Annotated in this window: 22 protein-coding genes and 3 pseudogenes; 7 read left to right on the top strand and 18 right to left on the bottom strand. The window is 70.1% G+C overall.

Annotated features, from left to right (window positions below; all coding sequences use genetic code 11):
• Window positions 1–88: 88 nt before the first annotated feature.
• Entirely contained in the window at window positions 89–460 is a 372-nt protein-coding gene (locus tag D7044_RS32105) for a hypothetical protein (RefSeq protein ID WP_147434607.1), read from the bottom strand.
• Window positions 461–474: 14 nt separating this feature from the next.
• On the opposite strand from D7044_RS32105, the gene D7044_RS08650 reads away from it, so the two are divergent.
• Together D7044_RS08650 and D7044_RS08655 are read left to right on the top strand one after the other, a co-directional pair.
• On the top strand, window positions 475–705 hold the full coding sequence (locus D7044_RS08650) for a hypothetical protein (RefSeq protein ID WP_147434608.1): 231 nt from the start codon (window positions 475–477) through the stop codon (window positions 703–705).
• A gap of 355 nt (window positions 706–1,060) precedes the next feature.
• Window positions 1,061–1,366: pseudogene (locus D7044_RS08655) on the top strand (hypothetical protein); the annotation flags it as partial.
• Window positions 1,367–1,822: 456 nt separating this feature from the next.
• Here D7044_RS08655 and D7044_RS08665 read toward each other — a convergent pair.
• Window positions 1,823–2,707, bottom strand: coding sequence for an ABC transporter substrate-binding protein (locus D7044_RS08665; RefSeq protein WP_120688494.1), 885 nt, complete (start codon window positions 2,705–2,707; stop codon window positions 1,823–1,825).
• 98 nt (window positions 2,708–2,805) lie between these two features.
• On the opposite strand from D7044_RS08665, the pseudogene D7044_RS32910 reads away from it, so the two are divergent.
• Window positions 2,806–3,395: pseudogene (locus D7044_RS32910) on the top strand (IS3 family transposase); the annotation flags it as partial.
• Between the two features lie 472 nt (window positions 3,396–3,867).
• Here D7044_RS32910 and cas2 read toward each other — a convergent pair.
• The 14 genes from cas2 to D7044_RS08750 all read right to left on the bottom strand — a co-directional run bounded on the left by cas2 (window position 3,868) and on the right by D7044_RS08750 (window position 18,538).
• Window positions 3,868–4,155, bottom strand: a complete 288-nt coding sequence (cas2, locus tag D7044_RS08675; RefSeq protein ID WP_199716540.1) for a CRISPR-associated endonuclease Cas2 — start codon at window positions 4,153–4,155, stop codon at window positions 3,868–3,870.
• Window positions 4,156–4,279: 124 nt separating this feature from the next.
• Window positions 4,280–5,611, bottom strand: coding sequence for a CRISPR-associated endonuclease Cas1 (cas1, locus tag D7044_RS08680; RefSeq protein ID WP_120688495.1), 1,332 nt, complete (start codon window positions 5,609–5,611; stop codon window positions 4,280–4,282).
• A 5-nt stretch (window positions 5,612–5,616) separates the two neighbouring features.
• A complete protein-coding gene (locus D7044_RS08685; RefSeq protein WP_120688496.1) occupies window positions 5,617–6,012 on the bottom strand; it encodes a reverse transcriptase family protein in 396 nt (131 codons plus the stop codon).
• 537 nt (window positions 6,013–6,549) lie between these two features.
• The gene (cas6, locus tag D7044_RS08690; protein ID WP_120688497.1) at window positions 6,550–7,248 is read right to left on the bottom strand and encodes a CRISPR system precrRNA processing endoribonuclease RAMP protein Cas6; all 699 of its coding nucleotides are present in this window, start codon (window positions 7,246–7,248) and stop codon (window positions 6,550–6,552) included.
• A gap of 12 nt (window positions 7,249–7,260) precedes the next feature.
• Complete coding sequence (cmr1, locus tag D7044_RS08695) at window positions 7,261–8,559, bottom strand: type III-B CRISPR module RAMP protein Cmr1 (RefSeq protein ID WP_120688498.1); 1,299 nt, start codon at window positions 8,557–8,559, stop codon at window positions 7,261–7,263.
• 36 nt (window positions 8,560–8,595) lie between these two features.
• Window positions 8,596–10,122, bottom strand: a complete 1,527-nt coding sequence (locus D7044_RS08700) for a hypothetical protein (RefSeq protein ID WP_147434609.1) — start codon at window positions 10,120–10,122, stop codon at window positions 8,596–8,598.
• 116 nt (window positions 10,123–10,238) lie between these two features.
• A complete protein-coding gene (locus D7044_RS08705; protein ID WP_147434610.1) occupies window positions 10,239–11,171 on the bottom strand; it encodes a hypothetical protein in 933 nt (310 codons plus the stop codon).
• Window positions 11,168–12,157, bottom strand: coding sequence for a type III-B CRISPR module RAMP protein Cmr6 (gene cmr6 / locus D7044_RS08710; RefSeq protein WP_120688501.1), 990 nt, complete (start codon window positions 12,155–12,157; stop codon window positions 11,168–11,170). The genes D7044_RS08705 and cmr6 overlap by 4 nt, the downstream gene beginning before the upstream one ends.
• Window positions 12,154–12,594 (bottom strand): type III-B CRISPR module-associated protein Cmr5, encoded by a 441-nt coding sequence (gene cmr5, locus D7044_RS08715; protein ID WP_120688502.1) that lies wholly within the window; start codon window positions 12,592–12,594, stop codon window positions 12,154–12,156. The genes cmr6 and cmr5 overlap by 4 nt, the downstream gene beginning before the upstream one ends.
• Window positions 12,591–13,562 (bottom strand): type III-B CRISPR module RAMP protein Cmr4, encoded by a 972-nt coding sequence (gene cmr4 / locus D7044_RS08720; RefSeq protein WP_233564943.1) that lies wholly within the window; start codon window positions 13,560–13,562, stop codon window positions 12,591–12,593. Before cmr4 ends, cmr5 begins: the two co-directional genes overlap by 4 nt.
• 5 nt (window positions 13,563–13,567) lie before the next feature.
• Window positions 13,568–14,659, bottom strand: coding sequence for a type III-B CRISPR module-associated Cmr3 family protein (locus D7044_RS08725; protein ID WP_158609964.1), 1,092 nt, complete (start codon window positions 14,657–14,659; stop codon window positions 13,568–13,570).
• A gap of 5 nt (window positions 14,660–14,664) precedes the next feature.
• Window positions 14,665–16,542 (bottom strand): Cas10/Cmr2 second palm domain-containing protein, encoded by a 1,878-nt coding sequence (locus D7044_RS08730; RefSeq protein ID WP_120688504.1) that lies wholly within the window; start codon window positions 16,540–16,542, stop codon window positions 14,665–14,667.
• Window positions 16,543–17,411: 869 nt separating this feature from the next.
• Entirely contained in the window at window positions 17,412–18,077 is a 666-nt protein-coding gene (locus D7044_RS08745) for an NIPSNAP family protein (RefSeq protein ID WP_120688505.1), read from the bottom strand.
• Complete coding sequence (locus D7044_RS08750) at window positions 18,074–18,538, bottom strand: Rrf2 family transcriptional regulator (protein WP_267901591.1); 465 nt, start codon at window positions 18,536–18,538, stop codon at window positions 18,074–18,076. The genes D7044_RS08745 and D7044_RS08750 overlap by 4 nt, the downstream gene beginning before the upstream one ends.
• Before the next feature lie 153 nt (window positions 18,539–18,691).
• Between D7044_RS08750 and D7044_RS08755 the strand changes: the two genes are divergently transcribed.
• Both D7044_RS08755 and D7044_RS32585 read left to right on the top strand, forming a co-directional pair.
• Window positions 18,692–21,832, top strand: coding sequence for a discoidin domain-containing protein (locus D7044_RS08755; protein ID WP_120688507.1), 3,141 nt, complete (start codon window positions 18,692–18,694; stop codon window positions 21,830–21,832).
• A 54-nt stretch (window positions 21,833–21,886) separates the two neighbouring features.
• Window positions 21,887–22,105, top strand: coding sequence for a hypothetical protein (locus tag D7044_RS32585; protein ID WP_199716541.1), 219 nt, complete (start codon window positions 21,887–21,889; stop codon window positions 22,103–22,105).
• Here D7044_RS32585 and D7044_RS08765 read toward each other — a convergent pair.
• The gene (locus tag D7044_RS08765) at window positions 22,083–22,601 is read right to left on the bottom strand and encodes a hypothetical protein (RefSeq protein ID WP_120688508.1); all 519 of its coding nucleotides are present in this window, start codon (window positions 22,599–22,601) and stop codon (window positions 22,083–22,085) included. The two genes, D7044_RS32585 and D7044_RS08765, sit on opposite strands and share 23 nt — an antisense overlap.
• Window positions 22,602–22,643: 42 nt before the next feature.
• On the opposite strand from D7044_RS08765, the pseudogene D7044_RS33395 reads away from it, so the two are divergent.
• Window positions 22,644–22,741: pseudogene (locus D7044_RS33395) on the top strand (IS5 family transposase); the annotation flags it as partial.
• A gap of 137 nt (window positions 22,742–22,878) precedes the next feature.
• Here D7044_RS33395 and D7044_RS08770 read toward each other — a convergent pair.
• The gene (locus D7044_RS08770; protein ID WP_120688509.1) at window positions 22,879–24,108 is read right to left on the bottom strand and encodes a PucR family transcriptional regulator; all 1,230 of its coding nucleotides are present in this window, start codon (window positions 24,106–24,108) and stop codon (window positions 22,879–22,881) included.
• Between the two features lie 270 nt (window positions 24,109–24,378).
• Here D7044_RS08770 and D7044_RS08775 point away from each other — a divergent pair, with 270 nt between their 5' ends.
• Entirely contained in the window at window positions 24,379–25,701 is a 1,323-nt protein-coding gene (locus D7044_RS08775) for a pyridoxal phosphate-dependent decarboxylase family protein (protein WP_199716542.1), read from the top strand.
• Window positions 25,702–25,755 lie beyond the last annotated feature (54 nt).

Genomic DNA, 25,755 nt, shown 5'->3' on the forward strand with positions numbered 1-25,755 from the left:
CGTCACCGCTATGGTGGCCACGAGGTCTCCGGTATTCAGGTTCTTCTTCGTCGATGAACCCTCTACCGGAGACCTCGCTATCTATCGATCACCGACACGCGCCATCTGACTTCGAGACACGACCTAGGCGTTCTACATGCTGACGACTGAGGGGTCGGCTCCGGCGCCGAGGGCGGCTCGGTGGCGCAAGTTTCGCGTCGCGTTCGGCGATGGTTGCGTGAGCGGCGGCAACGGCCGGGGCGGGCTGGTTGGCCAACTGGGCGTCCGTCATTGCGGTGATCGTCGTTCTGAGGTGGCCCGGAGTGAACGCGGTGGCGAGCCAGGTGTCGAGTGGATCGGTGAGGGCGTCCTCGCGCAGGTAGATGTCACGGGGGTGGTCGATCTCGTTGGCGAGGGCGTATTCACTCACGTGTCCTTCAAGATCTGCGACGATGCAAGAAAATGGATTGCGAATAGTCATGTCCACTCTTTCCGTTGAACGCGATGCCGGATATTCCGCTTGACCGGTACGGCCGCATTCTGGCCGGCGAGAACGAGGGCTACTTCATCCGCATCCACTTCGACGCGGAGGTCACTCACGGGTACTACGTGTTCTTGGTCGACGATATCGATAGCCCCACTGACGGCGGTGACTACTGGGTTATGGACATGGCTGAGTTGGCGAACATGTTCCACGGCTCTGAGTGGCGCATCGAGTGGCTGTGAGGAAGTCAGCAGCGCTGGCTGACCACGCTCGTGGTCTCTGCCCGGCTCGATCATTGCCGGGTGTTGCCGATCTTCGCTCGGAGTTCGGGTTCGGAGCGGGTGCGTTCTGCCAGGGTTGGGCGACGGGCGACGGGCGCCCGGTCGCCACATGACCACTGCGGCCGCAGGCGCGTAGAGCTGTGTGAACAGGGACATCTCTATGATGCGGGGGGCAACGATCCCCGCCCGTACGGCTCAAGCGGCGGTTTCGCCGGTGCTGCGACGCCAAGGCCGGTTCGACGACACCAACGGTCACTACTACGCACGAAACTGACGAAACCATTCTGATGGACATGCTGATCGGTTGCCGCCTGGCCGCGGTCACGCGGCTGGCTTACCGTCCGCTGTCATCGCCGCCGACGTCCGCGCCGGCCTGACGCCGACCGAGCGATGCGTCGCCCTCCTCGCGGCGGTCCGCGACGGGCACCTCGTCGCCCGCCCGTCGTTCTTCCAACTCCAGGCCGTACGCAAGGCCCGCGCCGGCGGCACCCCGCTGCACCTGATCACCCACGAGGACGTGCTGATCTTCCGCCGCCCCTCGATCGACTCGAGTTCAGCCAGCCTGGACAACGACACACGCACCGTGACCGGTCTCGTTGACGGTCCGGAGGTGCGTGATTGACCACCGAACCCCACCACGTATCGGATTCTTGTGCACCGGCTTCGGCGGACTCGACCTGGCCGTCGAGCTGGTGCTCGGCGGCCGACCCACCTGGTACACCGAGGTCGACCGACACGTCCGCACCGTCCTGGCATTGGATGGGCATGCGGTGCGCTTGACAGCCCGCCGAGTTGTGCGGCGGATTCCGGCCGCTGGCCGAGATCAGGGGCGTTCCCGAGTACCTTGACTACGACGCCGGCGGTTGGTGGTTGCCGGCTTGGCCGTCTCGATGCTGGCTACGGCTGCGGCGCTCGTGCTGGCGTATCCGTCGGTCGCCGCGACCATCTGCCCCGCTGCCACGTGGCTGGTGCTGGTGCAGTAGGGGCTCTATGCCGAACCGGGCTTGTCCTGTGCCGACCGGCAGGGCCTCCGGCTGCTTCCAAGCGGGAACCACCGGCTGTAGAGGGTTATCCGTCGTCACACCACCCGGGCGACGGTGCCCACGGGAGGTTCGGGAACGGCGTCGGGGTGCAGGATCGCGGCGATCGCTTCGACGCCGTCGACGAGCCGCGGACCCGGGCGTACGACGAGGCCGTCCGCGTCGATCGCCCACACCGCGGCCCCGGGAAACCTCGGTGCGACCGTTTCGGCCTGCTGCGTCGCGCCGTCGAGCTGGAATCCACAGGGCGTGACGAGTACGACGTCGGGAGCGGCGTCACTGAGTTCCTGCCAGGTTGTCTGCACCGACCGGTCACCGGGGCGGGCGGCAACTGGGTTGCCGCCGGCGCTTCGCACCAGGTCGGGCACCCAGTGCCCGGCGGTGAACGGCGGGTCGACCCACTCCACGATGGCGACGCGGGGTCGCGGCCGGCCGGCGACCGCCGCCGCGACGGCCTTGAGCCGGGCGCGCAGGCTGGTGACCAGCGCCTCGGACCGTTCGGGTACGCCGGCCCGGGCGCCTACCGCAAGGATCGTGTCGAGGACCTCGTCGAGCGTGTGCGGGTCCAGGGACAGTACGTCGGCGCGGCAGCCGAGGTAGTCCAAGGCGTCCGAGACCTGGCCTGAGGGCAGGGCGCACACTCGGCAGAGGTCCTGCGTGAGGATCAGCTCAGGTTTCAGGCCGGCCAGCGCGCCCCCGTGCAGGGTGTAGAGGTCGCGGCCTGCTGCCATCTGTGCCTTAACGTAGGCGTCGATCTCGTGTGGAGTGAGGCCGCGGGTGTCCCGGCCGCCGACCACGACGGTCTTGTCGCCCCGTGCGGCGGGCGGCACGTCACACTCGAACGTCACGCCAATCAGGTCGTCACCTAAACCGAGGGCGTAGACGATCTCCGTCGCGGACGGCAGCAGGGATACCAGACGCATAAGGCCATCCTGCCCGTTCCCGCCGCGATGAGCGAGCTGACTCAACCGTGCCGTGACGGCGCTGTTGCGGTTCTCTGATCGGCGGACGCGTTGAACCCCGGTTCGTCGCCGACCACCAGCAGCGCTACGGCGTGAAGCGGTTGTGTCAGATCATCGGGGTGTCTCGATCCGGCTACTGCTGGCGTTCGGCCGCTGAAGCGCGCGCCGTCCGTGACGCTGCGGATACGGCTCTCGCGGTCCGGATCCGAGCGCGGTACACGCGGAGTACGACGGCACGTACGGAACACCACGAATCACCGCCGAACTCCGCGATGCCAGCCTGCCGGTCAACTGTAAGCGGGCCGCACGGGTGATGCGCCGCTTCGGCATGCAGGGCCTGCGGCTGCGCCGCCGCCTCCGCACGGTGGTGCCGGACCCCGCCGAGGCGAAGGCCCCGGACCTGATCCGCCGGGACTTCACCGCCCCCGCCGTCAACCAGCGCTACGTCGGCCACATCACTTACCGATCGGTCGGGGAGCGCGGCTTCCTCCACCTGGCCACCGTCCTCGACCTGCACTCCCGGCGCCTCGCGGGCTGGGCGATCGCCGAGCACATGCGCATCGACCTGGTCATCGACGCCCTTCACCCAGCACAGCGCCCCCGCGGCAGCCTGCACGGAGCGTTCATGAACACCGACCACGGAGCCCAGGGCGGATTCAAGCGGTCGTCGCGGCTGTGGATGGCGATGACCATGTCATGGCCCTCCGGATTCAGCTCGGTTTCTATGCCCGCTGGGGTGGGCGGTGGATGGCGATGGTCGACCATCTGGACGATCCTCTGGGCGATCCTCAGCGTTTCTATGCCCGCTGGGGTGGGCTGTGGATGGCGATATTCTCCTTCAATCTGTGCAGACATGGAAGAGAAGTTTCTATGCCCGCTGGGGTGGGCTGTGAATGGCGATCCTACCGGGGAATCGGTGGGTCTGACGTGCCGGGATGAAGATCATCGCGCACGCCTCCGTGTGTCGGCGTCCAGGGGTGGTGTGTCCCAGGCCACAGGCACCGGGAAATGCTGGTCTCAGCTGCCCATACAGGGTTTTGCGCACCTACGCTCCTGACGGGATCATCTGGCGAGTCCGGGTTCGGGTGGTATGTCGGAGAACTGGCGGGCGATGCTGATCGTCACACGATCCAGAAGTCGACGCGTTCCTCGATTGTTCGGCGGCCGTAGATTATCCGCTGGTTGAGGAGTTCGGGAGTCAGCCGGTAGAGGCGCACCTGGTCGTCGTCGGGGTCGATCAGGTCACGTAGGTGTTCCCGGAAGGCGGCTGCCGCGTCAATGTCGGGTAGTTCCACCTCGAAGACGGACAGTTGCACCCGTGGGCCGTAACCTGAGAGGAACATTGACACGTCGGCGCGGCGGTCGTCGTCGGCGATGTCGTACGCGATCAGGTAGCGGATTCGGCTCACCGCCACCCACCGGCCGGTATTCCGGCTTGCGGCCTGACAGCACGGCGGCGAGCGTCCGAGCCTGTGCCAGGAGGACGTGCCGCCAGGGGATCCCGTCGCCGTTCGGCCGGGTGGTGTACCAGGGTCAGCATGCGGCGTTCGTACCGTTGAGGAACGCGCGTCGGCCGTGGTCGTCGAGCCGGCAGCCACGGTCTTCGGTGAGGGCGAAGTTCATCGGGGTGACCTGCCCGGTGCGGACCAGGCGGACCACCATCGCGTCAACCACCACGGGCCGCAACCCCTCGACCAGGTCCAGGGCGAGGGACGGGCGGTTGCGGCGCGGCGAGTGCAGCATCCTCAGGTACGGGTCGAGGCCGGCGAGCTGACACGCGGCCACCGCCTCGTTGGTAAGTAGGGTGTAGCCGAAGGAGAGCATCGCGTTCACCGGGTCGGGCGGCGGGCGACGCTGCCGAGAGGTGAATCCCCACTCCGGTCCGAGGATCTGGGCCAGCGCGGCGAAGTAGCCGCGGGTGGCCGAGCCTTCGTATCCCATCAGCTCGGCGGCGCTGTCAGCGGCGAGCGCCGACTGTCGCGCGGCCGCGAGCCGCGCCTGCCGTTCGGCCAGCTCAGGGGCTTGCTGCGCACGGGCGGCGCGCAGCAGGCCTACCCGCATGTTCGTCACCTTCCCGGCCACCATCTGGCGGGCGATGCGTAGCGCCCGCCGATCGTCGCCGGCAGCACGGTACTGCGCCAGCCTCAACTCCGGGTCCGTACCGTCCAGACCGGACACCCGGGCGGCATGCCGGCCGTCCTCATACAGCCAGGCCAGCTCGATGCCCCGCTCAACCACCCGCTGTAGCAGGGTAGACGTGACACCCACCCGGCCGAAACACACGATTTGACGTACCCGCTTGAGGTTGACGTTGGCGAGTAGCCGGTCACCGTCCTGCACCCGCAGCCGTTCGCCCTTGACCCGGAGCAGGGCACCCTGCGTGGTCACAAAAACGGTGCCCTGCAGCGGCTTAGCCTGCGCGTCCGCGGTCGAGCCGGAGGTGGCGGTGACGACCTGCCCACAGAACGGCACTCCCTCGTCGAACCCGATCACCCGCCGATCGTCTGCGTTGAGCCGAAGGCCGAGCGCGTCAGCCTCGGCGGCGGCGAGTTCGAGCACCCGCAACCCGGTCGGGCGATCGGATACCGGGATCGCGATATCGTCGCCGTAGCGCACCACACGATGGCCAAGCCGCATCAGTGCGCGGTCGAACGTGTCCAGGTAAAGATTCGCCAGCAGCGGCGACAGGCGGCCGCCCTGATGCAGGCCACGCCCACCGTTGGTCCGTTCACCAATCACCGGCCGGGCGACCAGCTGCTCCACGAGCGCCACCAGCTCCGCATCCGGTACGAGCTCACGCAGCCGACGCAGCAGCGGCCAGCGCGGAATGCTGTCGAAGCAGTCGTCGATATCGCAGCGGGCCACGAAAGTCAGCCCCGACTCGCGACTTCCGCCAAGGCGCGTACGGCGTCTTTGACCCCGAGCCCCCGCCGGTAGACGAAACTCCAGGGCGACAGCGTCGGGTCAACCACCGGATCGAGTACATCCAACAGTGCCCGCTCCACGATACGGTCCTCAATCGCGCCGATCGCCAGAGCGCGGGTGCCACCGTCCGGCTTCGGAATCGAAATGCGTGTCATCGGCTTCGGCTCGTAACGGTCGCTGGCCAAGTCTTGCGACAGCTCGCTCAGCCGGACAAGAGCCCGCGAGTCGAATGCCATGACCGCGGCGCTCGGCTGCCCATCGTCGTACGCGTTCTCCCGCACCTCCTCCCACGCGCGCAACAGCGCGTCACCAGTCATCGCCCGCGCCAACAACGCCCCCACAGGTTCTCCCTTTCCCGGCCCACCCGCAGATACCGATAGTGCCGCTGGAGCACTTCCTTCGCCCGCTGAGGTGGGCTGTGGATGGCTATACAGGGCAGTCGAGGATGCAACAGCTGCTGTGGGGGTTTCTATGCCCGCTGGGGTGGGCTGTGGATGGCTATGAAAGATTTGTTTCGCCGGACTTGCTGTAATGCTGGGTGCGTTTCTATGCCCGCTGGGGTGGGCTGTGGATGGCTATTCCGAGAGGACAAAAGCAATCATCATCCCCTACCTGTTTCTATGCCCGCTGGGGTGGGCTGTGGATGGCGATCCTACCTGATATGGGTGGGTCTGAGCTGCCCCAATGAAGATTATTCCGCGCCTCGCGGAGCGTTGCCCCTGAAGCGACGTGGGCCAGGCCACAACTGCGATGAAGTTGGCGTTGACGTGCGCAAATGCGGTTGCGCGTACCTCGGCTTCCGAGCGATGCATCTGGGCAGTCCGGGTTCGGGTGGTTTGCCGGGGTAGTGGTCGACGCGGACGCCGGCTGACCACCGATCACTGTTGCAGGAGTTCGGTTGAGCCGAGACCGTGGGTGGTGCCGTGCCCGAGGCCCGCGATCACCATGAAGCCGTTGAGTGTGGCGAAGAGTCGTGAGACGCCTGGTGGCGCGGTGCGGGGCAGGCCGAGCGAGATCGTGCCGAGGAAGCCGGCGCTACGGGCGCCGTGCCATGTGTAGGGCTCGGTGTGGATGTTGTGGGCGTAGAGAAGCGCGGTGCGGCTCAACTCTCGTACGTCGTCGTCGGTTGCCTGGCCGCCTGCGGACCGGAAGCGTCGGGCGAGCGTCGAGTAGATCAGGTAGGGGTCTGGTAGGGGGTAGTCCCGCCCGTGCTGGCGGAACTTGGCCGGTGTGGTGACCATGAGCCGGACTCGCCGGGCGGGAACGCTGTCGGTCAGTCGCTCCAGCGGGATTCGCTGGATGCGCGCTTCGGTCACCTCGCACCAGTGGGCGCCGAAGCGTAGTCGCTGTGGTATCCCGGTGGCCGGGGGTGGGGTGTCCGGCAGCCAGCTGAGGATCACCCCGGCGCACTTGTCGGGCGGGCCTTGCAGCCGAGCGGTGAAGGGCTTGTCGTCGGCGTGATGTGCCTCGTCGCCCTCCTGAAAAAATCCGCAGGCGAACGCGTGCAGGTGGTCGTGGTACGGCTGGGCGCTGAGATCGACCGGTGTCGCGAGATTGATTGTCCACTGCGTCGGCATCCGGGCCCGCTCTTAACGGGTTGCGGCGCGGACGAACGAGTCGCCTCGGCTCAACGTGGTTATCCAATTCGTGCTGAGTTCCCTGACGTCGGCCACGCTGACGTCGAGCTTTTTGCTCTGTGGGCCGCGCAGGAAGACCTCGGCCTCGCCGTCGGGCAGGAAACGACCGAGGAACGCGAAGGAGAGCAGGCGCCACCCGTTGTCGCCGTCCTGTACCGGTCGTAGCCACAGCGGAGAGGCACGGCGGAGGGGGGCCTTCCCGCCGGCGGCCGCAGCGGTCTTCTCCGGCTGCACGATGTTTCCGTCTTTGAAGTTGACCGGGAGTCCCAGTGCGCCCAGCGCGAACCGGCGGTCGTTGCCCCGGACGGTGTGTAACCATTCGCGGGTCTTGATCGGCGGGTGGTACGGCGCGCCCGGTGCCGGCTCGGTGGCCCGGAACCAGCGGTACTGCTCGCCGGCGAAGCCGAGGACCGCCGGCCAGTCGCCGAAGGTACGGGCGCTGAGCCCGGCGATGAATATGTCGGGGCCGCCGAACACGGGATAGGTGGGCAGGTCAGCCCAGCCTTCGGGTGCCGCCTCGCCTACATCCTGTCGAGCCAGGGCGGCGATTCGGGCCAGCGCCGGTGCGCACGCCGCGATCTCCGGCGGCCGACCCTGCTCGTCCGAGTCCAACCCGTCGCCGGATACGACGGCGGCGGCGCACAGCCTCTCGGTGGTCCAGGGCGTGGGCAGGTGACCTTCGACCGCGATGACACGCAGCCCGCCGAAGCCGCGACGGGTGCGGGCACCGAGGCCGCCGTAGCGGCACAGGGACCATAGTGCCGCCATGACGAGCGCGGCGGTGTCGTCGTCCCGGGGGAGGCGCAGTTGCAGGTCGAAGGTCGTACCCGGCGCGACGAAGGGGCGGGTGAGCTGACATCCGCGGCCGGCGGGCTTGGACAGCCCTTGACCGGCGAGGTAGCCGATCCACCTGGCGTCGTCGCGTTTGCACCAGTCAGGCTGGCTGTTACGGCTGACCGGTGGCGGTTTCGGGACTCGCATTGCGACCGACGACGCTCGCGTGGTGCTGCCGAAGACCCGGCTCTCCAGTGCGGCGAGTACGTGGATCTGGTTGCCCACCTCCGCACCGGCGATCGCGCGCAGCCAGTACCGCATCGCGCCGCGCAGGGATGACACGCGTATCCCGGCGTCGGCGTCGAGGTTTCGGGCGCTCCGGCTGTTTCCGCCTTCCGTCGATTCGGACGGTGCCGGCTGATGGCCTCCGTTGAACAGCGGGGTGGTTACCTGCATGGTCAGCGTCGTCCAAGCCATGGCTGCCTCTCGTCGTAGTGCCGCTGTGTCGGAGGGTCACCGGCGCCAGCGCAGGTGGGCCAGGGGCGCGGTGATCGGACGGTCGTCCCAGAGGATCTGGGCGAAGACGCCGACGGTCAGGCACCAGGCGGTGCCGAGGCCGAGGGTTGCCAGGCCTGCGGTGGTCGACCCGTTCTGCCATGCGTCGCGCAGTTCGCGGCCGTTCTCCATCAGCGCGGGCGCGACGGCGACCAGGCCGATGACCGTCACCAGGAACGCGTGTCCGGCTCCGACCACGGCGAGCGCGGTGGCGCGGCCGATCGACGTCACGGCGGCAACGCCGTGGTTACGTGCTTCCACGACGAGGTAGCCGATGCTCGCCGCGGTGAGGGTGAGTGGCGCCCACCAGGTGCCGGCGGGCTGCTGCCACCAGTGCGGGTGCAGGGTGAGCAGCGCGAACAGGCCGACCGTGCCTGCGGCGGGCAGGCGCAGCAGCCATGCGGTGGCCCAGATCCGTCCGAACACGACGACGAGAACGCCGAGCAGTGTGTAGGTCGCCGCGGCGGCGGCCGCCGCCGCGTGAAAGTGTCCGCGAGCAGCCAGCGTCAACGCGCCTGCCGCGCTGAGCAGCGGCAGCATCCCAGCCCACCGTCTCGACCAGCGGGCGGCCGTAGCGGTCCAACCGTGTTGGTGCGGTGCCGTGACGGCGGCCGGGTAGGTGGCGGCGCGGAGCACCCGCCCCAGCCGCATTCGGGGCAGCAGATGCCGATCGAGTACGTCGTCGAGCAGGGCCGTGTCGTCCGCGGTCATCGGCGCGCTCGCATCGTGGATCACGTCCCAGTCGGTCACCAGCGGCGGGCCCGGCGGGCCGCCGCGCCAGGGGGCCGCCGGCCGTCCTCGTCGCGGACGGCGGAAGGCCAGCGCGTCGATCTCGCTTTCGATTTCGGCTGGCGTCGCGGCGGCGAGCAGCGGATGAGACTGATACGCGTCGAGGCAGTGGTGCCACTCCCAGCGGGCCTGCCGGCAGCGCAGCACCACCAGGTGGGCCGTGTTGGTGCCGAATACCGTGCCCAGGTCCAGGGCGGGGTCAGCCGTGCCGTCCCGCCACAGGTCGCGGTTGTCCGCTGACCCACCACGGAATGCCTCGCTGAGCACAAGGAACCGCAGCCGGGCCGCCGCGGGACGAAGCAGCTCAGCGTCCTCAGGTACGGGACGACGTGGCGTGGCGTCCTCGGGCGCGGGACCATGTGGCTCGGCGTACTCAGGTGCGGGACTTCGCAGCTTGGTGTCCTCGGGTGCGGTGTCGGTGACGGCCTGCCAGGTCGCCTCGGAGATCCAGCACGCCCACATCCATACCTGTTTCGAAAACACGTCGGGCTCGTCGAGCACGGCGACGATCCGCTCGGGTAGCCGTCCCGGTGCGAGCAGGACGGCCAGGAGCGCGGGTCGGTCCCGGCTGAGCCGATCCGCCGTCCTCCTGATCGCTTCTGCCACGTCCTCCGGACCCAGTGCGCTGCGGCGCGGCAGGTGTCCGTCGAGATGAAACAGGTCGGTCCAGAGCGCGGGGTCGGCCAGGGCGGTCATGTCGTGCGATTCCCTGTGTGGTGGGCGCCAGCGGCTGATCGCCGCTCCCAGCCCGGTGCCGAGGCGGTCCACCAGCCCGGACACCCCGCTCGGCGCTCCGCTGGCCGTCAACACGGTTAGCCTCTGCCGATCGCTTCGGCGGGGATGCCCAGCAGGGTGCGCAGCCCGGCACCGAACGGGGTGAGCCGGGCGGTGCGACCTACCAGATCGGCGGTGTACGCGTAACCGTCCATCGACCGTTCGGCCGGCAGGCCCTTGCGGGAACCGTCCGGCGCGAAGCCGGCCAGCTCGTTGCGGATCGCGTCGGGGTAGAGCGTGCGCAGGGGCAGTTGGATGACGTTGTCGCTGGTGTCATGCAGCACGTACGCCTCGACGTCGGCCACTTGCGAGGGCGGGAAGGACCTCAGCCCTTCGGCCAAGCCGATCAGGTAGGGGATGGCCGCCTTGAAGCCGCCGGAAAGGTGCAAGCGGAAGTTGACGGGTTGTCCGCCGCTGGTCGGCAGTAGTGCGTGGCCCAGCGCGCCGAGCCCCGACATCGCTGTGATGAACCCACGTTCGTTGCTGGCGTCCAGGTACGGCACGCGTACCAGCGCCACTCCGGGGGCTGGGGTGATCGAGGCGGGCTCGGCGACGTACCGGATCCGGTGATGCTCCCCATCGGCTATGCCGACCGCGGTCCACAGCCCGGAGACGAGGCCGGCGACGGTGTCGGTGGCGAGGAGGACCACCAGTTCGTTGTCGTCGGCGACGCTGTTTCGTCTGGTCACCCGGGTGAAGGTCTCCATCTCGGCGCAGACCGTGGCCGGCCAGAGCCGCGCCTCGACCGCGGCGATCAGGCTCGCTGGTTTCTCCGGAAGGTGGCCTCCCTCGCCGAACCAGGCGGTCAGTCGGCCGTTCACGCCGTCGGTGCTGGTGCCGAGATCCGCGAGGATATTTTGCGGTTGGTGTTTGGTGATGACCGGGCGCAGGTGGTCGCCGAAGAGTTCGCGCTTCTTGGTGAACGTGTCGAGCAGGCTGCGTCCCACAGAGATGAGGTGCACCTCCCTCACGGCTGGTCCTCCCGTACGGTGAGATAGCCGTAGCCGGCCGAGGTCTTCGCCCCGACACCCAGCTCGTCCACGGCGGCGGCGCACCATGCCGAGGCGACCGTCACGTCATCGTCGACGGTTGCTGATGTGCAGGTCCCCGATCCAGGGACGCCGGCCGGGCCGACGAGGTCGATGGCGAACGCCCCGCCGTCCACGACGAGGAATTCGCTGGGGATCGGCTGGTGGTGCTCGCCCGGGGCCAGCCTCTGCTCGTCGTCGTAGTACGGCTGCTGGTGTGGGGTCACCACGTCGCGGGTGACGCTGACCGGTCCGCCGGCCGGCAGCGCGTCGAGAAAGACCACACTGCCTCGTACGGCGCTCTTACCGCCACCGCCACCGCCGCGGCTGTCGCCGCCGTCAATCTCCGGTGGAGAGGCTGGTGCGTCGGTGTCAGCCGTCGTCTGGGCGCGGGGTAATCCGAAGATCCGGTCGAAGCGCTGCGGGTCGTCCCGATCGACGCCGCATTCTCGGGCCCAGGCGCGGGTCAGGCCCTTGATGGTCGAGCCGGGGATGATCGGCCAGCCGTAGGTGCCGTGCAGGGACAGCCCGATCTCGTACGGGTTGAGGCGGTTGCCAACGCCGACCGTCATCCGCCACTGCGGGGTGACGTGCCGCCGCTGCCAAACCAGCCTGCCTTTGCTCTGGCGGACCAGTGCCTCCAATGCCCGGGTACGCCGCCGGGCGGCCACCGCGAGCAGGCCGGGTTCCTGACCAAGCCCGGTGTCGGCCGCCCAGCGCAGCACGGCCGCCTCAGTCGTGGTGTCGAACACACCCTTCCCGCTCACGAAAGCCGCCCGGTGCAGCACGACGAGCGGGTTCGCGCCGGCACCCAGCGCCCCTCCGTGACCACGGATCAGCAGATCCCCGGTCCACAACACCCTGCCGATCGGCCCGGCCGCGGCTCGGCGGGGAAACTTCTTCTCCGCCTTGGCGTCCTGGCCGGTCACGGTCGGCCCCCGCCGTCCGCGTCGCTGTCGTTTACGCACCCGCCGGCGGCGATGTAGCGGGCCTCGGCGAGCCGACTCAGCCAGCCGGCGAGCACCTGCACCTCGGCCGAGACCCGGGCGTAGACCGACGTGTCGAGTTCGGCCAGGGCGTGCAGGAGCTTCTCGTTGGTGTCGATCTGGGCCGCTGCGACCAGTCCGCTGCGGGTCGTCAGGTGGGTTCGGATCCCGTCGGCGACTTTCTGGTAGGCCGGGCCCCTCTTCGTCTTGGTGCTCTTGCCGATAAGGTACGCGTAGGTGGCCGCCAGCCCCGAGACGCGCACCAGCACCGGCAGCTGCCGATAACGGGTACGCAGCTCAGCGTCGATCTTCTCGGGCAGCATGGCCGCGGCGGCGGCGGCCATCTGCTGGTCGACCCGACGTACCCGGCTGCCGCTCACCGCCCGGCCTCCGCCGCGTTGTCGGCGGCCTCCGGCGCGGCCACCGCCTCGACGTCGTCCGGGCGCAGCAGACGCGCCCAGAGCAGGCCCTTGCCGATCGTCTCGTCGCCTCCGATCTGGATCAGCTTGTCGTGCAGCATGTCGCGGAGCAACTCGACGGCGTCCGCGGTCGTCAGCCCACCGTCGGATCGCATCGGGCGCAGCGACAACGAGGCGGCGAGGATCGTCTCGGTGGGCAGGTACTCGCTGTGGAAAGGGCCGTTCTGCACGGTCTTGTCCGCGTTCAGCTGCACGCGGGCGACGAACTCGGTGCACTCGGTGAGCAGCATCGGCATGACGTCCGACCCGACGGCGAGCAGATCTTCGCGGAGCTTGTCGCCGAGCGGCGCCAACGGCGCGGAGGCGTCGGCGTCACCGAGGACGTCGGTGGCGAGCTGGGCGGCCCAGTGCCGTAGCTGAGGGTGTGGTGCGGCGCCCAGCTCGACCAGGCACGGCCCGAGCACTTCGCTGCGGGCGCGGCGGCCGTCCCCGGTCCAGGCTTCCGAGGCGGCGGCTCCGCCCCCGGGGGCGAGCCTGGGTGGCTGCGGCAGCCCGGTCACCGCGAGCCGCGCGTACTTGCGCGCCAGCCGGTGCAGCGCCAGTTCCGAGGTGACCCAGGCGAAGGTGCGTCGCAGGGTGGGTACGGGCATCGCCACCACCTGCGCGTCGCCGACCGTCAGCAGCCCCGCGCTCAGCTCGATCTCCGCGTCGTCACTCCCCGGCGCCCGGACCGGGGCGCCGAAAACCGGCACCACGAGGTCGCCCAGACCCGCGTCCAACGCCGCCTGACGTAACGCGCCCTTGAGGCTCTGCCCCCAGATCACCGGGTACCGGGTGGTCGCCTCCCGCTGCACCGGCAGATCCAGGACCCCGAGACTGTCGGCCGCGCCGGCGTGCACGGGCGACTCGGCGTACAGGTGGAGCAGCATCTCCGTCACGACCACACTCCTGTCAGAACCACTCCGAAACCCGCCGTGCGCAGCCGATCCTTCGCGGGGCGGCCGTACGCGGTCCCGTGCGCCCCGACGCGATCGCCGTCGCCGATCGCCCAGGCCGCCGCCGCGTCGGCATTGTCGAACTGCAGCAGGTACACCGAGCCGGGTGGAACCGCCCAGCGCAGCACACGAGTAGCGCGTACACCGCCGGGGGAACGCGGCGAAGCCGTCGCGATCGGCTCCGGCGGGCCGACGGCGGCGGCCACCAACCGAGCACCGGGCGGCACCGTGATGCGCCAACCGTCCGGCCAGACCGCCGGGGTGGCCACATAGACCAGCACCCGGCCCTCGGTGAACTCTGCCGGCGGGTCCGGCCAGGCGACACCATCCACCTCCGCCACGTCCGCGAGCCGACCACGCCCGCCGAGCGCCACCGGCCCCGCCGCCGTGCGCTGCCAGGCCGGCGGCAGTACGCATTCGGCTAGCAGCGCGACCCCGTCGACCGGCCGCAGGAACGTCGCCTGGTAGAGCAGCCCGTCCCGCGCTACCCGCTCCGCGGTACGGCCGAGGCCGACCCGCGGCTCGCGGGCCAGCGGCCCAGGGTCGATGTCCGGGTCGTCACGAACGAACCCCAGGTCGAGGTCATCGACGGACCGGTGAGGATCAGCGCCGGTGAAGAGTTCGCCGCGCAGGTAAGCGCCGAGGGTGTCGCCCGGCAGCCACCCGTCCAACGGGTCACCCTCGCCGACCATCAACCGGGGACATCCGTCGCCGAGGTCCGTGACCGCGGCCGACTCGGTCGGGCGTAACCGGGTCACCAGGCTGTGATCGTCAGCGGAGCGGACCAGGTCGGCCGGGGCCGGGAAGTACGGCGTCCACCAACCGCCCGCGTGCCATTGGGCGAGTACCGGACCGCGGATCTCCTCGGGTTCCGCGCCGGGCAACCCGCCATACGCGCTGAAGATCGCGCCGCCGACAGTGCTCGGGGTAGGGCGGGCCGGCTCGGCGGACGTGTCCGCGCCCGCGTCGAACCGCCGCCCGTCCCGGATCAGCAGCGCGTCGCGCGGGGTGAGTGCCAACCATTGCCGCATGCCGGTCACCGCGCAACCCCGGTCGAGTGGGCCGGCAACGGCCGGCATTCCTGGCGCAGGAACACCGCGACCCGCGCCGCCCGCTCCGGCGTACGCCGCCCGTCGCCGCGTGCCGGCCGGCCGGCACGCTCCAGATAGCCGAGGCAGGCCAGCGCCTTCGCATCCGCCGGTGCGCCACCGTGCCGCACAACCAGCCGGGTCAACTCCGCCTCGTAGAGATCCTCCGGCAGGTGCCGGTCGGCGAACTCGTCGGCGTCGCGGGTCAGCTCGCCGAGAAGCCGGGGGGAGAGCCGCCGTCGCTGCGGCTCGGCGGCGAAAACGGCGAGCAGGTCCGCCGCTGTGCCGCCGGCGGGAAGGGCGGTGGCCAGCTCCGGCGCTGGCACCCACGGCTGAATAGTGCTCTCGCGCGCGCCGCTGCGCCGCAGGAAACCAACCGCCAGGGCGTGTTTGTCCGGGTGGCTGTCCTTCGCGTCATGCAGCAGTCGGGTCACCTCCACCACAGCCCTGCGCAGGGAGGACCCGCGATGGAAGTACAACACCGCCGTGCTTGCGGTGGGCAGCGCATCCAGTGGCACCAGTTGGTGACAGTCGCGGGCCGCATCGATCGCGGTGGTGGCCGGGGCGAAGGCCAGCAGGTCGTCGCCGCCGGTGTAGACGGGTACGCCCAGCAGCCGCCGTGCGCGTAACGCCGCCCGCTGGGCGCCGGCCAGCTTTGACAGCCGCGCCGATATCTGGCGGTGTACCGCCGGGCTGACCGATGCCCGGTCGTTGAGGAACCGGCCCATGCCGTCGAGGTCCTGGGCGACGACCGCCAGGTATGCCGGTGGCTGGAGGCCATCGGACCGTTCCGGGGCGAGGGCGTGGGCGAGGCCGTTCGTGGCGCGACGGCCGGCGGCGGCGAGACGGCCGAAGTCCCGCCTGTCAGCGGCGTCTCGGCCGAACTCGCGGTGCAGCCGCCGGGCGTCCCAGGCATCCGGGTAGACCCATGGCCCCGCCGACTCCGCCAGCCAGCGCGCCAACCCAGCGTGCTCCGCGTCCGGTGGAACGATCAACCCGGGCACCGGCGACTCCCGCACCCGGGTCAGCGGCCGCACGGCGTCGCGCAGGGCGGTGACGGCCTGGCGTACCTCGTCTTCGCCGAGCCGGTCCAGGATCAAGCGCCGGTAGGGCGCCGAGGCGATGGAGCTGGTGGAAGGGAAGCCGATGCGTTCCTCGTCAGCCGTGCCCGGCCCTCGTCCCCACCGGCGTTTCACCCAGTTTGCGGCGCTGAGCAGGTCGGTCTCGTGCGCTGGCGCATCGGGCGGCCGTTTGTCCTCTGCCGGCCAGCGGGGGCTCTGGGCGCAAAGCCGCTGGCCGGGCCATTCGCACTGGCCGCCGCCGGGAAAATCGCGTACCCGCTTGCGCGCGGCGAGCGCTTCCTGGGCCAGCTTCCACTGCGCGGGATAGCCGCCGGGGCCGGCCGGCACCGCGACCCACTGCACACTCGGCATACCGGGAGTTGGCACCTCCCGGTGGAGGACATCGCGGACCCATCCGGCCCACTGCTCACGTATCTCAGCGGCGGCAGCCGCCGCGACCCGCGCTCCACTGCCGGACCTGACCAGCGCCACCACCCGATTGGGTACCGCAACAACCGCGTCGGCCAGGCCGTCCGTAGCAGACGTCATGGCGCTCACCGCCGAGGGGAAGACGACCTCGGCATCAACGGCCGCCGCGCAAACCTCGGCAGCGGTAGACGCCAGCCGACCGACAATCGCGCTCGCCGCGTGGAGATCGGCGGTCGTGCGGGACTCGGCGATGAACGACTGGACCCCGGAGAGCGCGATCATCACCAGATCCCTGCCATCGGCACCGGTCGTGGCCGTGACGTCCGGGTCAGACACCCTTTCCCCTTCGTCGAAACCCCTCCGGGTTGTCCGTCGTATTAAGGTCTGCAGCTAGCCGCGAACGTCCATCCTGGAAGGTCGATTCCTGTCGGCGCAACCGCTGCCGGCGGTCGCTTCTGTCGGCTAAGCGACAAAAACGGTAGCGAAGGTGATGAACTACCGTGAACGACGCAGGTCCGGAAAGATCTACATGGGCGGCCCTGAAACACTGCCCCGTGAGGGCGAGCAAAGAGCAGCACGCTGTGACATCGCACGATCCGGAGCTCGGTCCGAGGCCGGTGTTCACCCCGAATTCGCGTCGCCGCGATCGAGGACAACATCGCCGGCGCCTGTACGGTGCCAATACCTGCCGCACACGCTGTGAGCTGGTCCCTCGCGGAGCTGCTGGCGCTGCGACACGAGGTCGCGGTGCTCCGCCGCCAGGTCCACAGCCGACCACGGCTGTCCTGGCCAGACCGGCCAATCCTGTCCGCTCTCGCCCGGTTCCTACCCCGTCCGGTCCGCGCCCACCGGATCGTGACCCCGGCGACCCCGCTGGCCTGGCACCGACGGCTGGCGCGACGTCGCTGGACCTACCCCAGCCGTGTCGGCCGCCCGCCGGTCAGCCCAGAGATCCGGGAGTTGCTCGTGAGCACTGCCCTACACCAGCTACGTCGATCTCGACCTGAGCTTCGACGCCCTGCCGGCCGGTTCACGCCTGGCCATCGGCGACCGGGCCGTCATCGAGGTGACCGACCAGCCGCACAACGGCTGCGCCAAGTTCGCCGCCCGGTTCGGACGCGACGCCCACAAGCTCGTCTAGACCGAGGATGGGAAGCGACTGCGACTACGCGGCCTCAACGCCCGGGTGCTCGTCGGCGGGACGATCAGGGCAGGCGACCCGGTACGGCAGGGGTGACGGCGGATGTGGGGACGTCCGGTGCCCGGGTCGGCGTGCCGGTCGCCCTTTCAGCGCAGGCTGGAGCGGCGGGTGGGCGCAGGCGCAAGCTCTCGGTCTTCACCACCCCGGCGGGAACGTCCGCCGGTAGGGGCGATCGGGTGAACCAGACCAGGGCGTGCTCCTTCTCCCGGACCGGCAGCCGGGGAAAGTCGTTCACGGCGTACTCGGTCCTCAGCACGGCCACGGCCTCCTCCGGGTTGGGGGTGGGGTCGGGGAAGGGGCCGGCCCAGTACCAGATCGTCGCGTGCAGCACGGTCTCGGAGTCGTCGGTGCCGCGGTCGAAGACCGGCACCGCGACGAGTTCACGCAGCAGGAGCACGTCGTCCGAGTCGAGCATCGTCGCGTTTGCCGCTGCTGCGTGCCGCGCCCACACCGGCCCCGAGTAGAAGGCCGCCAGGCTGGTCCGGCGCGATGGCATGTCGGCGAATCCGCGCAGCCATACGAACTGGTCGGGCCGGTCGAGGTCGCGGAACTGGCCCAGCACGGCCATTCCCCACTCCTCCTGGCTCTCCACGAACTCGCGGTCGAACAGGTCGATCAGCTCGTCGCGGCGTCCCGCACGCAGGGTGTAGCGGCGCAATTCGACGATCATGCGAGGATCCTTTGCAGAATGTCGGCGACGGTCGAGCGCGCGAGCGCCGCCCGGAAGGTGTCGGTCGCCTCGTCGTACAGGTCGGTGAGCACCGGCCGGATTCCGCGTCCGACCGGGCACTCCAGGTTCGGTTCGCAGTGGTGCAGGGCCAGCAGCGGCTCCGGTGAGACGGCCAGCCAGACGTCCAGCAACGTGATCTCCGTCGCCGACCGCGCGAGGGAGTAGCCGGCGCCGTTGCCGCGGCGTGCCCGCACCAGGCCGGCCCGCTGCAGGTCACCGAGGCTGCGTCGGACGATGACCGCGTTCGTGTTGACGCTGGCGGCCACCTCCTCGGAGGTGAGCACCTCACGACCGCGCCGCCTGGCCAGTTCCATCCAGGCCAGGGCATGAGCCGCGATCGTCACCCTGCTGTTGGCCGCCACCCCGGCAGTCTCGCCGACCCGTGTGGCAAAAGTAACCATCACTGTTACGTTCGGCGGCCGTCGCGCGCCAAGCCCGGGTGTCCGTGGCGTCGAGCAGGCGGTAACGGGTTCGCGCGCCTTGACATCCGGAGAAGATCATCGAAGCCTGTGGGGATTGAGACAACGTTGTCAACGGGGGAGCGAGGCCATCCCATGTCTGATTTCGCGTTGAGCCGCAGGCGGCTCCTCGTCCTTGCCGGTGCCATCGGCAGCGGCCTCGCCATCGCCTCGCCCGCCGGCAGCGCCCAGGCCGCGCCGCTCGCGCCCACGTCGCCGGTCGCGGCCACCGACCCGGTCGCCGCCACCTACCACGCACTGCTGCTCGCCCACACGCGATGGTCGGAGCAGCAGTGGGATCCGGCGCTCAACGCCTACCGTCTCGCGGACTTCCGCTTCGCGGTCGTCCTCGGCAACGCGGTCCTGCTCACCGCGCCCGGATACGACGCGGCAGCCGCTGGCGTCGACCGGGACACCCTGCACAGCCGCACCGTCGCCACCATCCGACGGTACGCGGCCACCAACCGCCTTGCCGGCGGCACCGAGTGGGGCCAGCGACTCTTCTGGGACAGCACCTTCGAGCTCTACTTCATCCTGGCCGCCCGGCTGCTCTGGGCCGACCTGGACGAGGCGACCCGCACCAACGTCGACAGCATCGCCCGCGGACAGGCCGCGTACGCCTCCGACCTGGGCACGGGTGACGACCCGCTCAGTGGCGACTGGACGCCGAACGGCCTGACCGGTGGCTGGATCGGTGACACCAAGCTCGAAGAGATGGGCGTCTACGCCCAGGCGATCGCGCCCGGCCTGGCCTGGGCGGCGGACGACGACCGCGCCGCCGAGTGGCGCGAGCGGTTCCTCACGTGGACGATCAACGCGACCGGACTTCCCCCCGCCGACCGCGCCAGCCACGCCATCGTCGACGGGCGGACGGTCGCGCAGTGGAACACCGCCCACAACATCCACGACACCTTCCTGGTCGAGAACCACGGCTCCTTCGGGCCGCACTACCAGGAAGAGCTCTGGCGTACGGCGGGCCGTACCGCAGCACACTTCCTGACCGCCGGCCAACCACTCCCCGAGGCGCTCACCCGGCAACCCAACGGCGCTGAGCTGTGGCGGACCATGCGACTGATGGCCAGCGACGCCGGCGAACCGTTCATGCCGATGGTCGCGGACCGCTACCACCTGTACGGCCGCGACGTCCTGCCGCTGGCCTTCCTCGCGCAGGTCCAGGGTGACCGGCACGCGGCCCGGGCCGAGGCGGACCTGGCCGACCGGCTCATGCCCTACCTGAACTACCCGCCCGAGGACCGACTTACCAAGTTCAGCGGCGAACCGAAGTACGAGCCGGAGGCGCGGGCCGAGGTCGCGATCAGTTATCTCTTCCACGCCTGGCGGGCCGCCAACGGCGGTGTCGTCCAGCCGGTCGACAGCACCACGTTCTTCACCGCGGCCGCCGGCACGAGGGACTTCGGGGAGCAGGCCGGCCTGACCGCCCAGCAGACCGCGACCGCCTTCGCCGCGGCGGTCAGCAAGACCGGCTTCGTGTCGTTCCTGTGGGCCCCCGCCCACGACAACTGGCTGTTCGACACGCGGGCCGCCTCGCTGCTTCCGAGGCAGTCCGCGCCCGTCCTCGGCCGCACCTCCGCCGCGTACACCGTGGCGCGCGACGGTGTCGACGCCACCGCCACCGTCCTGCGCGTCGCCGGCGGCACCGCCGGATACGCCACGCTCCCCACCGGCACGGTCGTGTACGCCACCACCGGCATCGCGGAAGACGAGGGCGTCCTCACGCTGTTCAACCTGGACATGCCCGGCGTACCCGGGCTCACCGGCACCCGCACCTTCACCGGCGAGCAGGGGTCCGTCACCCTGGCCGGACAATCGGGCCTCGGCGACGGCGGGACCGACCAGGTCAGCCTCCCGCCCCGGTCAGCCCGGTGGGTGCGGATGCTCGGCCAGGCCCCCGCCACCCAGTACGGCTACTCGCTGTTCGCGCTCGCCGTGCTCGACGCCCGCGGCGCCGACCTCGCCACCGGCCGACCCACCACCGCCTCGTCGGCCGACCCGGCCTACCCCGCACGAAACGCCACCGACGGCAACACCGGAACCCGCTGGGCGGTGGCTCGCGAGGAGCGCGCCCGCCCGGACAGTTGGCTCGCTGTCGACCTCGGCGCGCCGACGGACATCAGCGGCGTACGCCTGGACTGGGAGGCCGCCTACGGCACCCGGTACGTCATCCAGACCTCGCTCGACGGCGTCACCTGGAGCGACGCGGCGGTGGTGCCGGACCGCCCGACCATCGCCGGCTCCTGGCTGGACGTCGACGGGCGTGCCGGCCTGGTGGTCCACAACGGCCAGAACCCGATCACGGTGACCGGCACCAACGTCACCCTCTCCAGCGGACCGGCCGCCGGCAGCACCCGGCTGATCGTCGAGGGGTACGCGGACGCGAACCACTCGGCCCTGGCCGCGGCGGCATCCCGTGCACTGCCGAGCGGCGGGCCGGAGGCGTTGCGGGTCAGCGACGCGGACGGATACCTCAGCGTGTTCAACCTGTCCGACGAGGACATCACGACGGCCACCGTCACGCTCCCGCAGCCCACGACGCCGCGCCTGTACCGCGGGAGCCAGGTCACCGGATCCGGCACCACCGACTACCAGGTCGACCTCGCCGCCGCCACCGCACGCGTCGAGCCACCCCGGTTCACCGCGACCCCGGTAGCGCCCGCGAGGGCGGTCCCCGCCGGCACCCGGTTCGACGTCACCGACTCCCACCACCTCACGATCACCGCACCCGCCGGCGACATCGTGTCGGTACAGGTGGAGTGCGCCGCCAGCGGTGCCACCCGTCGGGTGACCGTAGCCGCTGGTCGTAGCCGCGACGTCGAGTTCGCCGGTGCGCCGGTGACGCCGACCAGCGACCTCGCCCGGTCCCGGACGACCTACCCGACGTCGCCGCTGCCGGCCGGCATGACCGACCCGTCGGCGGCCGTCGACGGCGACCCGGGTACCTCCTGGGAGCCCGGTCCGACCGGCCGGATGGTGATCGACCTCGGAACGCGCCAGGACCTTGCCTCGCTCCACCTGACCTGGACCCCCGGTCGGCGCCGGCCGGTCACCGTGGCGGTCTCCGCCGACGGCCTCGACTACGTCGAGGTCGCCTCCGTCGCGCGTCCGCGCCCGGAATCCGACATCGCCGTCCGGACCTCCGGGCGCTACGTGGCGATCGCGGTCGCCGACTGGCGGCACGGCGACGCGCGGCTGACCCACGTGGAGGTCTTCCGGGCCTGATCCGTCACCGGCGGTGGGCTGCTGACCGCCGAGGCGTTCCAGGCGCTGGGCAACATGCTGGGCACCAGCAGCGGGTCGCACACGCTGCACTACCTGCTCGAGGACGCCTTCCTGGCCGGCGACGAGCTGTCCGACACGTTCCTCGCCCAGGTCCAGGGCCACCTCTCGTACGCGAGCGCTTGTTGCTCGGCCGGCAAGGAGATCGCCTCCGCGCCCTTGGAGCCACGCAGCGGTTGCCCCGATGGTTGCCTCAGTCGTCGGCGGCGACGATGAGAATGATCTGCCCGACCGAGCGGTCGATGAGCACGAACTCGTGAAAGTAGTCGTGCACACGTCCCCAGTCATGATTTGCCTCATCGCCGAGCTCGGCGAGGTAGTAGATGCCATCGGCTGCGGCCAGGCGGGCGAACACCTCCCGCTGCAGATCGGTCTCCAGCTCGGTGGGCATGTCCCAGAGCGGATCCAACCAGTCACGCAGGATCTGTACGGCCTTCTCCTGGCTGATGGGCTCGTAGAGTTCGGGAGTGATCACCCGCAGCCAATACGGGCCGTGCCGGGGCCCGTCCGGCAGCACTCCACCACCTGCATAGTCGTCCCGGAACTGCTCATGCCCGATGAGTGCGGCAAGCAGCCCTCTATCGTCCGCGGACTCCGCTGAGAAGTGGAGCTGCTTGATGTCGACCCATCGGAACCCGTGCTCCCTTGGATCCGGGGCGTAGCGTCGAAAGTTGATGAAGGAGCTACCCGCGTGAGTGAGCGCGTTGTCCATGGCAGCAGCCTAGAAGGCGGGCAAGAGGCCCTGCCGATCCACCGACCGGCGTCGTCGGTATCGCGGCTCGGTGGGCCTCAACAGCGAACCTCATCCGTCGGCTGACCGGCACGGCCACGCCGTCCTGGCGCGACGCATGACACCGAACTTGAGCAGACCGTCGATCCTGGAACTGAGCACCGAACGCGAAGGCGCCACCGGTATCACGGCCGAACGGCTACGCGAGCAGATCGCCACACTTACCGACCAGCTCACCGCGGCCGACGTCGCGCAGCCTCTAACGATCGGGATCTTTGCCGTCAACGGCGTACGCGGACTGCTCGCCCCGCTGGCGCTCGGCGAGCGCGATGCTCAGCAGCGACCGTTGTAGACCGTCCAGGGTTCGGGGATCCCAGCCGGCGAGGTGTTGCCAGCGGTCGAGCCGGTACTTGACGGTGTTGGGATGCACGTGCAGGGCCTCGGCGCTGGCGGTGATGGAGAAACCGTGGCCGGCGTAGGCGCGGACGGCCTCGCACAGGTGCGCCTGCTCCGTCGCCCGGCCCGAGTCGAGCAGCGGGCGGAGCCGATCGAGCTGCGGGGACAGGGTGGCGAGCAGCCAGGAGGAGCTGAAACGGACGACCTCCCCGGCGGGCGCGCCCTGCGCGACGCCCAGCGCGCGCTCGGCGTCGACGACGCTCTCGGCGGCGCCGACGAGGCCGGGACGGGGCAGGCCGAGCCCAGCGGTCGGTTGCCCGTCGAGACCGTCCAGCGCCTGGATCACGCGCGGCTCGGGTAGCCCCTGCGACACGACCACCAGGACGCGGCCGCGCACCATCGCGCACTCGGCGCCGCCGTTGTCCCGCAGGCGCCGCCGCAGGCGGTCGAGGTACTCGCTCGCGGCAGGTGGCGCCGGGCAGCAGATCGCCTGGAACAGCCCGTCGGGGTCGAAGCCCAGCGCGCGCGCCAGCATCTCGGTCTCCTCGGCCGTGGCGCGACCGGCGTAGAGCGCGTCCAGGAACTGGTGACCGAGTCCGATGCGGATCTCGTCCCGTGACCGGGCGGCCTCGGCGTGACCGTCGGCGAAGGCGCTGGTGTTCCTCCGCAACCAGATCAGCGTCAGATCGACCAACTCCAGGACCAGCGACGTCTGCTCCGGCTCGTCGGGGCGTGCGCGAGCGGCCAGCGCGTTCCAGATGTACTGGTACGCCCGGTGGTAGGCGCCGAGCACCACCTCGACCGGGAGCCCCTGCTGGGCGCGGCGGCGGCCCAGCGCTCGCGCGTGATCGGTCTCCGTGGCGGTCGGCGGGCGCCGTGCCGCCAACCCGGCCAGGAGCAGTACCGCCTGCTCGTGGATCCAGGCCTCGTGTTCCGCCCGCGACACGTTCACGTACGCGGCGGACTGGTCTCGGCGGATGTCATCCATGATCTGTGTCACCAGGGTGGCGAGGCCGCTCTCGACCTCTCGACAGATCGCCGCGACCGCCGACCAGTCACGGGTGGTGTCGTCCTGCGTACTGCTGCGTGTCACGGGGGCGCCATTCTGTGGATTCCACAAACTCCGGCCAGGATATCTCAGGAAAAGTGCCCTACACGGTCTGAATCTTGGCGAATAACGTGAATCTAGAGCTGAAGTGCGGAAGCGCGTCGCCGTTGCCGAGCGGCGGCGGATTCACGGAGAGACGGTATGAAGCACACTTATCCCCTCGAGCCTGATCACGCCGAGATGGTCCGTACCGGACGTCTGGTCCTTGGGCGCGCGGTCGACTTCATTGAGAGTCTGCCGGATCGGCCCGCCTTCGTGGCCGACGAACCTGACGCTCGCGGGCGTGTCGGCGCCCTGCTGGTCCCGCCCCCGGAGGGACCGCAGGAACTGTCGGAACTCCTGGATCGCATCGACGCGGCGGCGGGGCAGGCGATAGAGACCACCGGCCCCGGCTTCCTCGGGTACGTGCCGACCGGCGGCCTCTACGCGGGGGCGCTCGCCGACCTCTACAAGAGCGCGCTCAACCGGTACAGCACCCTCGCCGCCGCAGCCCCGGGCATCACGGCGATCGAGGAGAGCGTCGTCCGGTGGATCGCCCGCGACGTCTTCGGGCTTCCCGGCGGTAGCGGTGGCCTACTCACCAGCGGCGGATCCATGGCGAACTTCTCCGCCGTCATCGCGGCGCGGACCGCGCGGACCGTGCGGTCCGGCGCGAACCTGTCCGACGCGACGATCTACGTCTCCGAGCAGACCCACCACTCCGTCGGCAAGGCCGCCATCCTGGCCGGGTTCTCGCCGTACCGGATCCGGGTCGTACCGGGCGCCGACGACCTGCGGATGGACCCGGTGGCCGTGGCTGACATGATCAAGGAGGACCACCTCGCCGGGCTGCGTCCCACCATGCTGGTCGCCACCGCCGGATCGACCGACACCGGCACCGTCGACCCGCTGCACCGGCTCGCCGACCTGGCGGCGCGCGAGGGCATGTGGTTCCACGTGGACGCCGCCTACGGTGGCTTCTTCGCGCTCAGCGAGCGCGGCCGCGCGCGACTGGCCGGCATCGAACGGGCCGACTCCATCACCGCCGACCCGCACAAGAGCCTGTTCCTCCCGCTCGGGGTCGGCGCCATCCTGGTCCGCGACCGAACCCGCCTGGCCACCGAGCAACTGTCTGCTCCCTATCTCGACGACGTGACCTCCGACGACCTGCTGCCCGACTACGCCGACCTCGGGCCGGAACTGACCCGCGAGGCACGTGGACTGCGGGTCTGGCTGCCGCTGCACCTGCACGGAATCCGGGCGTTCCGGGACGCCCTCGACGAGAAGCTCGACCTCGCGACGATCGCCTTCGAGCGGCTGCGCGCGATACCGGAACTCGATCTGCCCTGGACGCCGGAGCTGAGCACCGTCGCCTTCCGGGCACGCGCCGAGGGCCGCACCGGCGCGGCGGCACGGCGGGCCGACGAACGTACGACCCGGCTGCTGGAACAGGTCAACGCCAGCCGCCGCGTCTATCTCAGCAGCACCGTCATCCGGGGCCGCAAGGTGATCCGGATGTGCATCCTGTCGCACCGTACCCACCGCGACCGTGTCGAGGAGGCGCTCGACCTCGTAGAGAAGGCCCTCGCCGGCCTCTAGTGAGTGTGCGGCCGGGCGGGCGAATCTGATGAGGACGGATGGTGGCAGGCGGTG

Origin of the sequence: Micromonospora musae (genome assembly GCF_003626635.1) — a bacterium.
Lineage (GTDB): Bacteria > Actinomycetota > Actinomycetes > Mycobacteriales > Micromonosporaceae > Micromonospora > Micromonospora musae.

What these genes read in the sequence shown, in the direction of transcription:
- D7044_RS32585 (WP_199716541.1), top strand. Translation starts at nt 21,887, where the DNA reads ATGCTGGGCACCAGCAGCGGGTCGCACACGCTGCACTACCTGCTCGAG.
- D7044_RS08700 (WP_147434609.1), bottom strand. Translation starts at nt 10,122, where the DNA reads ATGACCGCCCTGGCCGACCCCGCGCTCTGGACCGACCTGTTTCATCTC.
- D7044_RS08745 (WP_120688505.1), bottom strand. Translation starts at nt 18,077, where the DNA reads ATGATCGTCGAATTGCGCCGCTACACCCTGCGTGCGGGACGCCGCGAC.
- cas6 (WP_120688497.1), bottom strand. Translation starts at nt 7,248, where the DNA reads ATGCCGACGCAGTGGACAATCAATCTCGCGACACCGGTCGATCTCAGC.
- cmr4 (WP_233564943.1), bottom strand. Translation starts at nt 13,562, where the DNA reads ATGCTGCTCCACCTGTACGCCGAGTCGCCCGTGCACGCCGGCGCGGCC.
- D7044_RS08665 (WP_120688494.1), bottom strand. Translation starts at nt 2,707, where the DNA reads ATGCGTCTGGTATCCCTGCTGCCGTCCGCGACGGAGATCGTCTACGCC.
- D7044_RS08765 (WP_120688508.1), bottom strand. Translation starts at nt 22,601, where the DNA reads ATGGACAACGCGCTCACTCACGCGGGTAGCTCCTTCATCAACTTTCGA.
- D7044_RS08725 (WP_158609964.1), bottom strand. Translation starts at nt 14,659, where the DNA reads ATGCGGCAATGGTTGGCACTCACCCCGCGCGACGCGCTGCTGATCCGG.
- cmr1 (WP_120688498.1), bottom strand. Translation starts at nt 8,559, where the DNA reads ATGGCTTGGACGACGCTGACCATGCAGGTAACCACCCCGCTGTTCAAC.
- D7044_RS08750 (WP_267901591.1), bottom strand. Translation starts at nt 18,538, where the DNA reads ATGGTTACTTTTGCCACACGGGTCGGCGAGACTGCCGGGGTGGCGGCC.
- D7044_RS32105 (WP_147434607.1), bottom strand. Translation starts at nt 460, where the DNA reads ATGACTATTCGCAATCCATTTTCTTGCATCGTCGCAGATCTTGAAGGA.
- D7044_RS08755 (WP_120688507.1), top strand. Translation starts at nt 18,692, where the DNA reads ATGTCTGATTTCGCGTTGAGCCGCAGGCGGCTCCTCGTCCTTGCCGGT.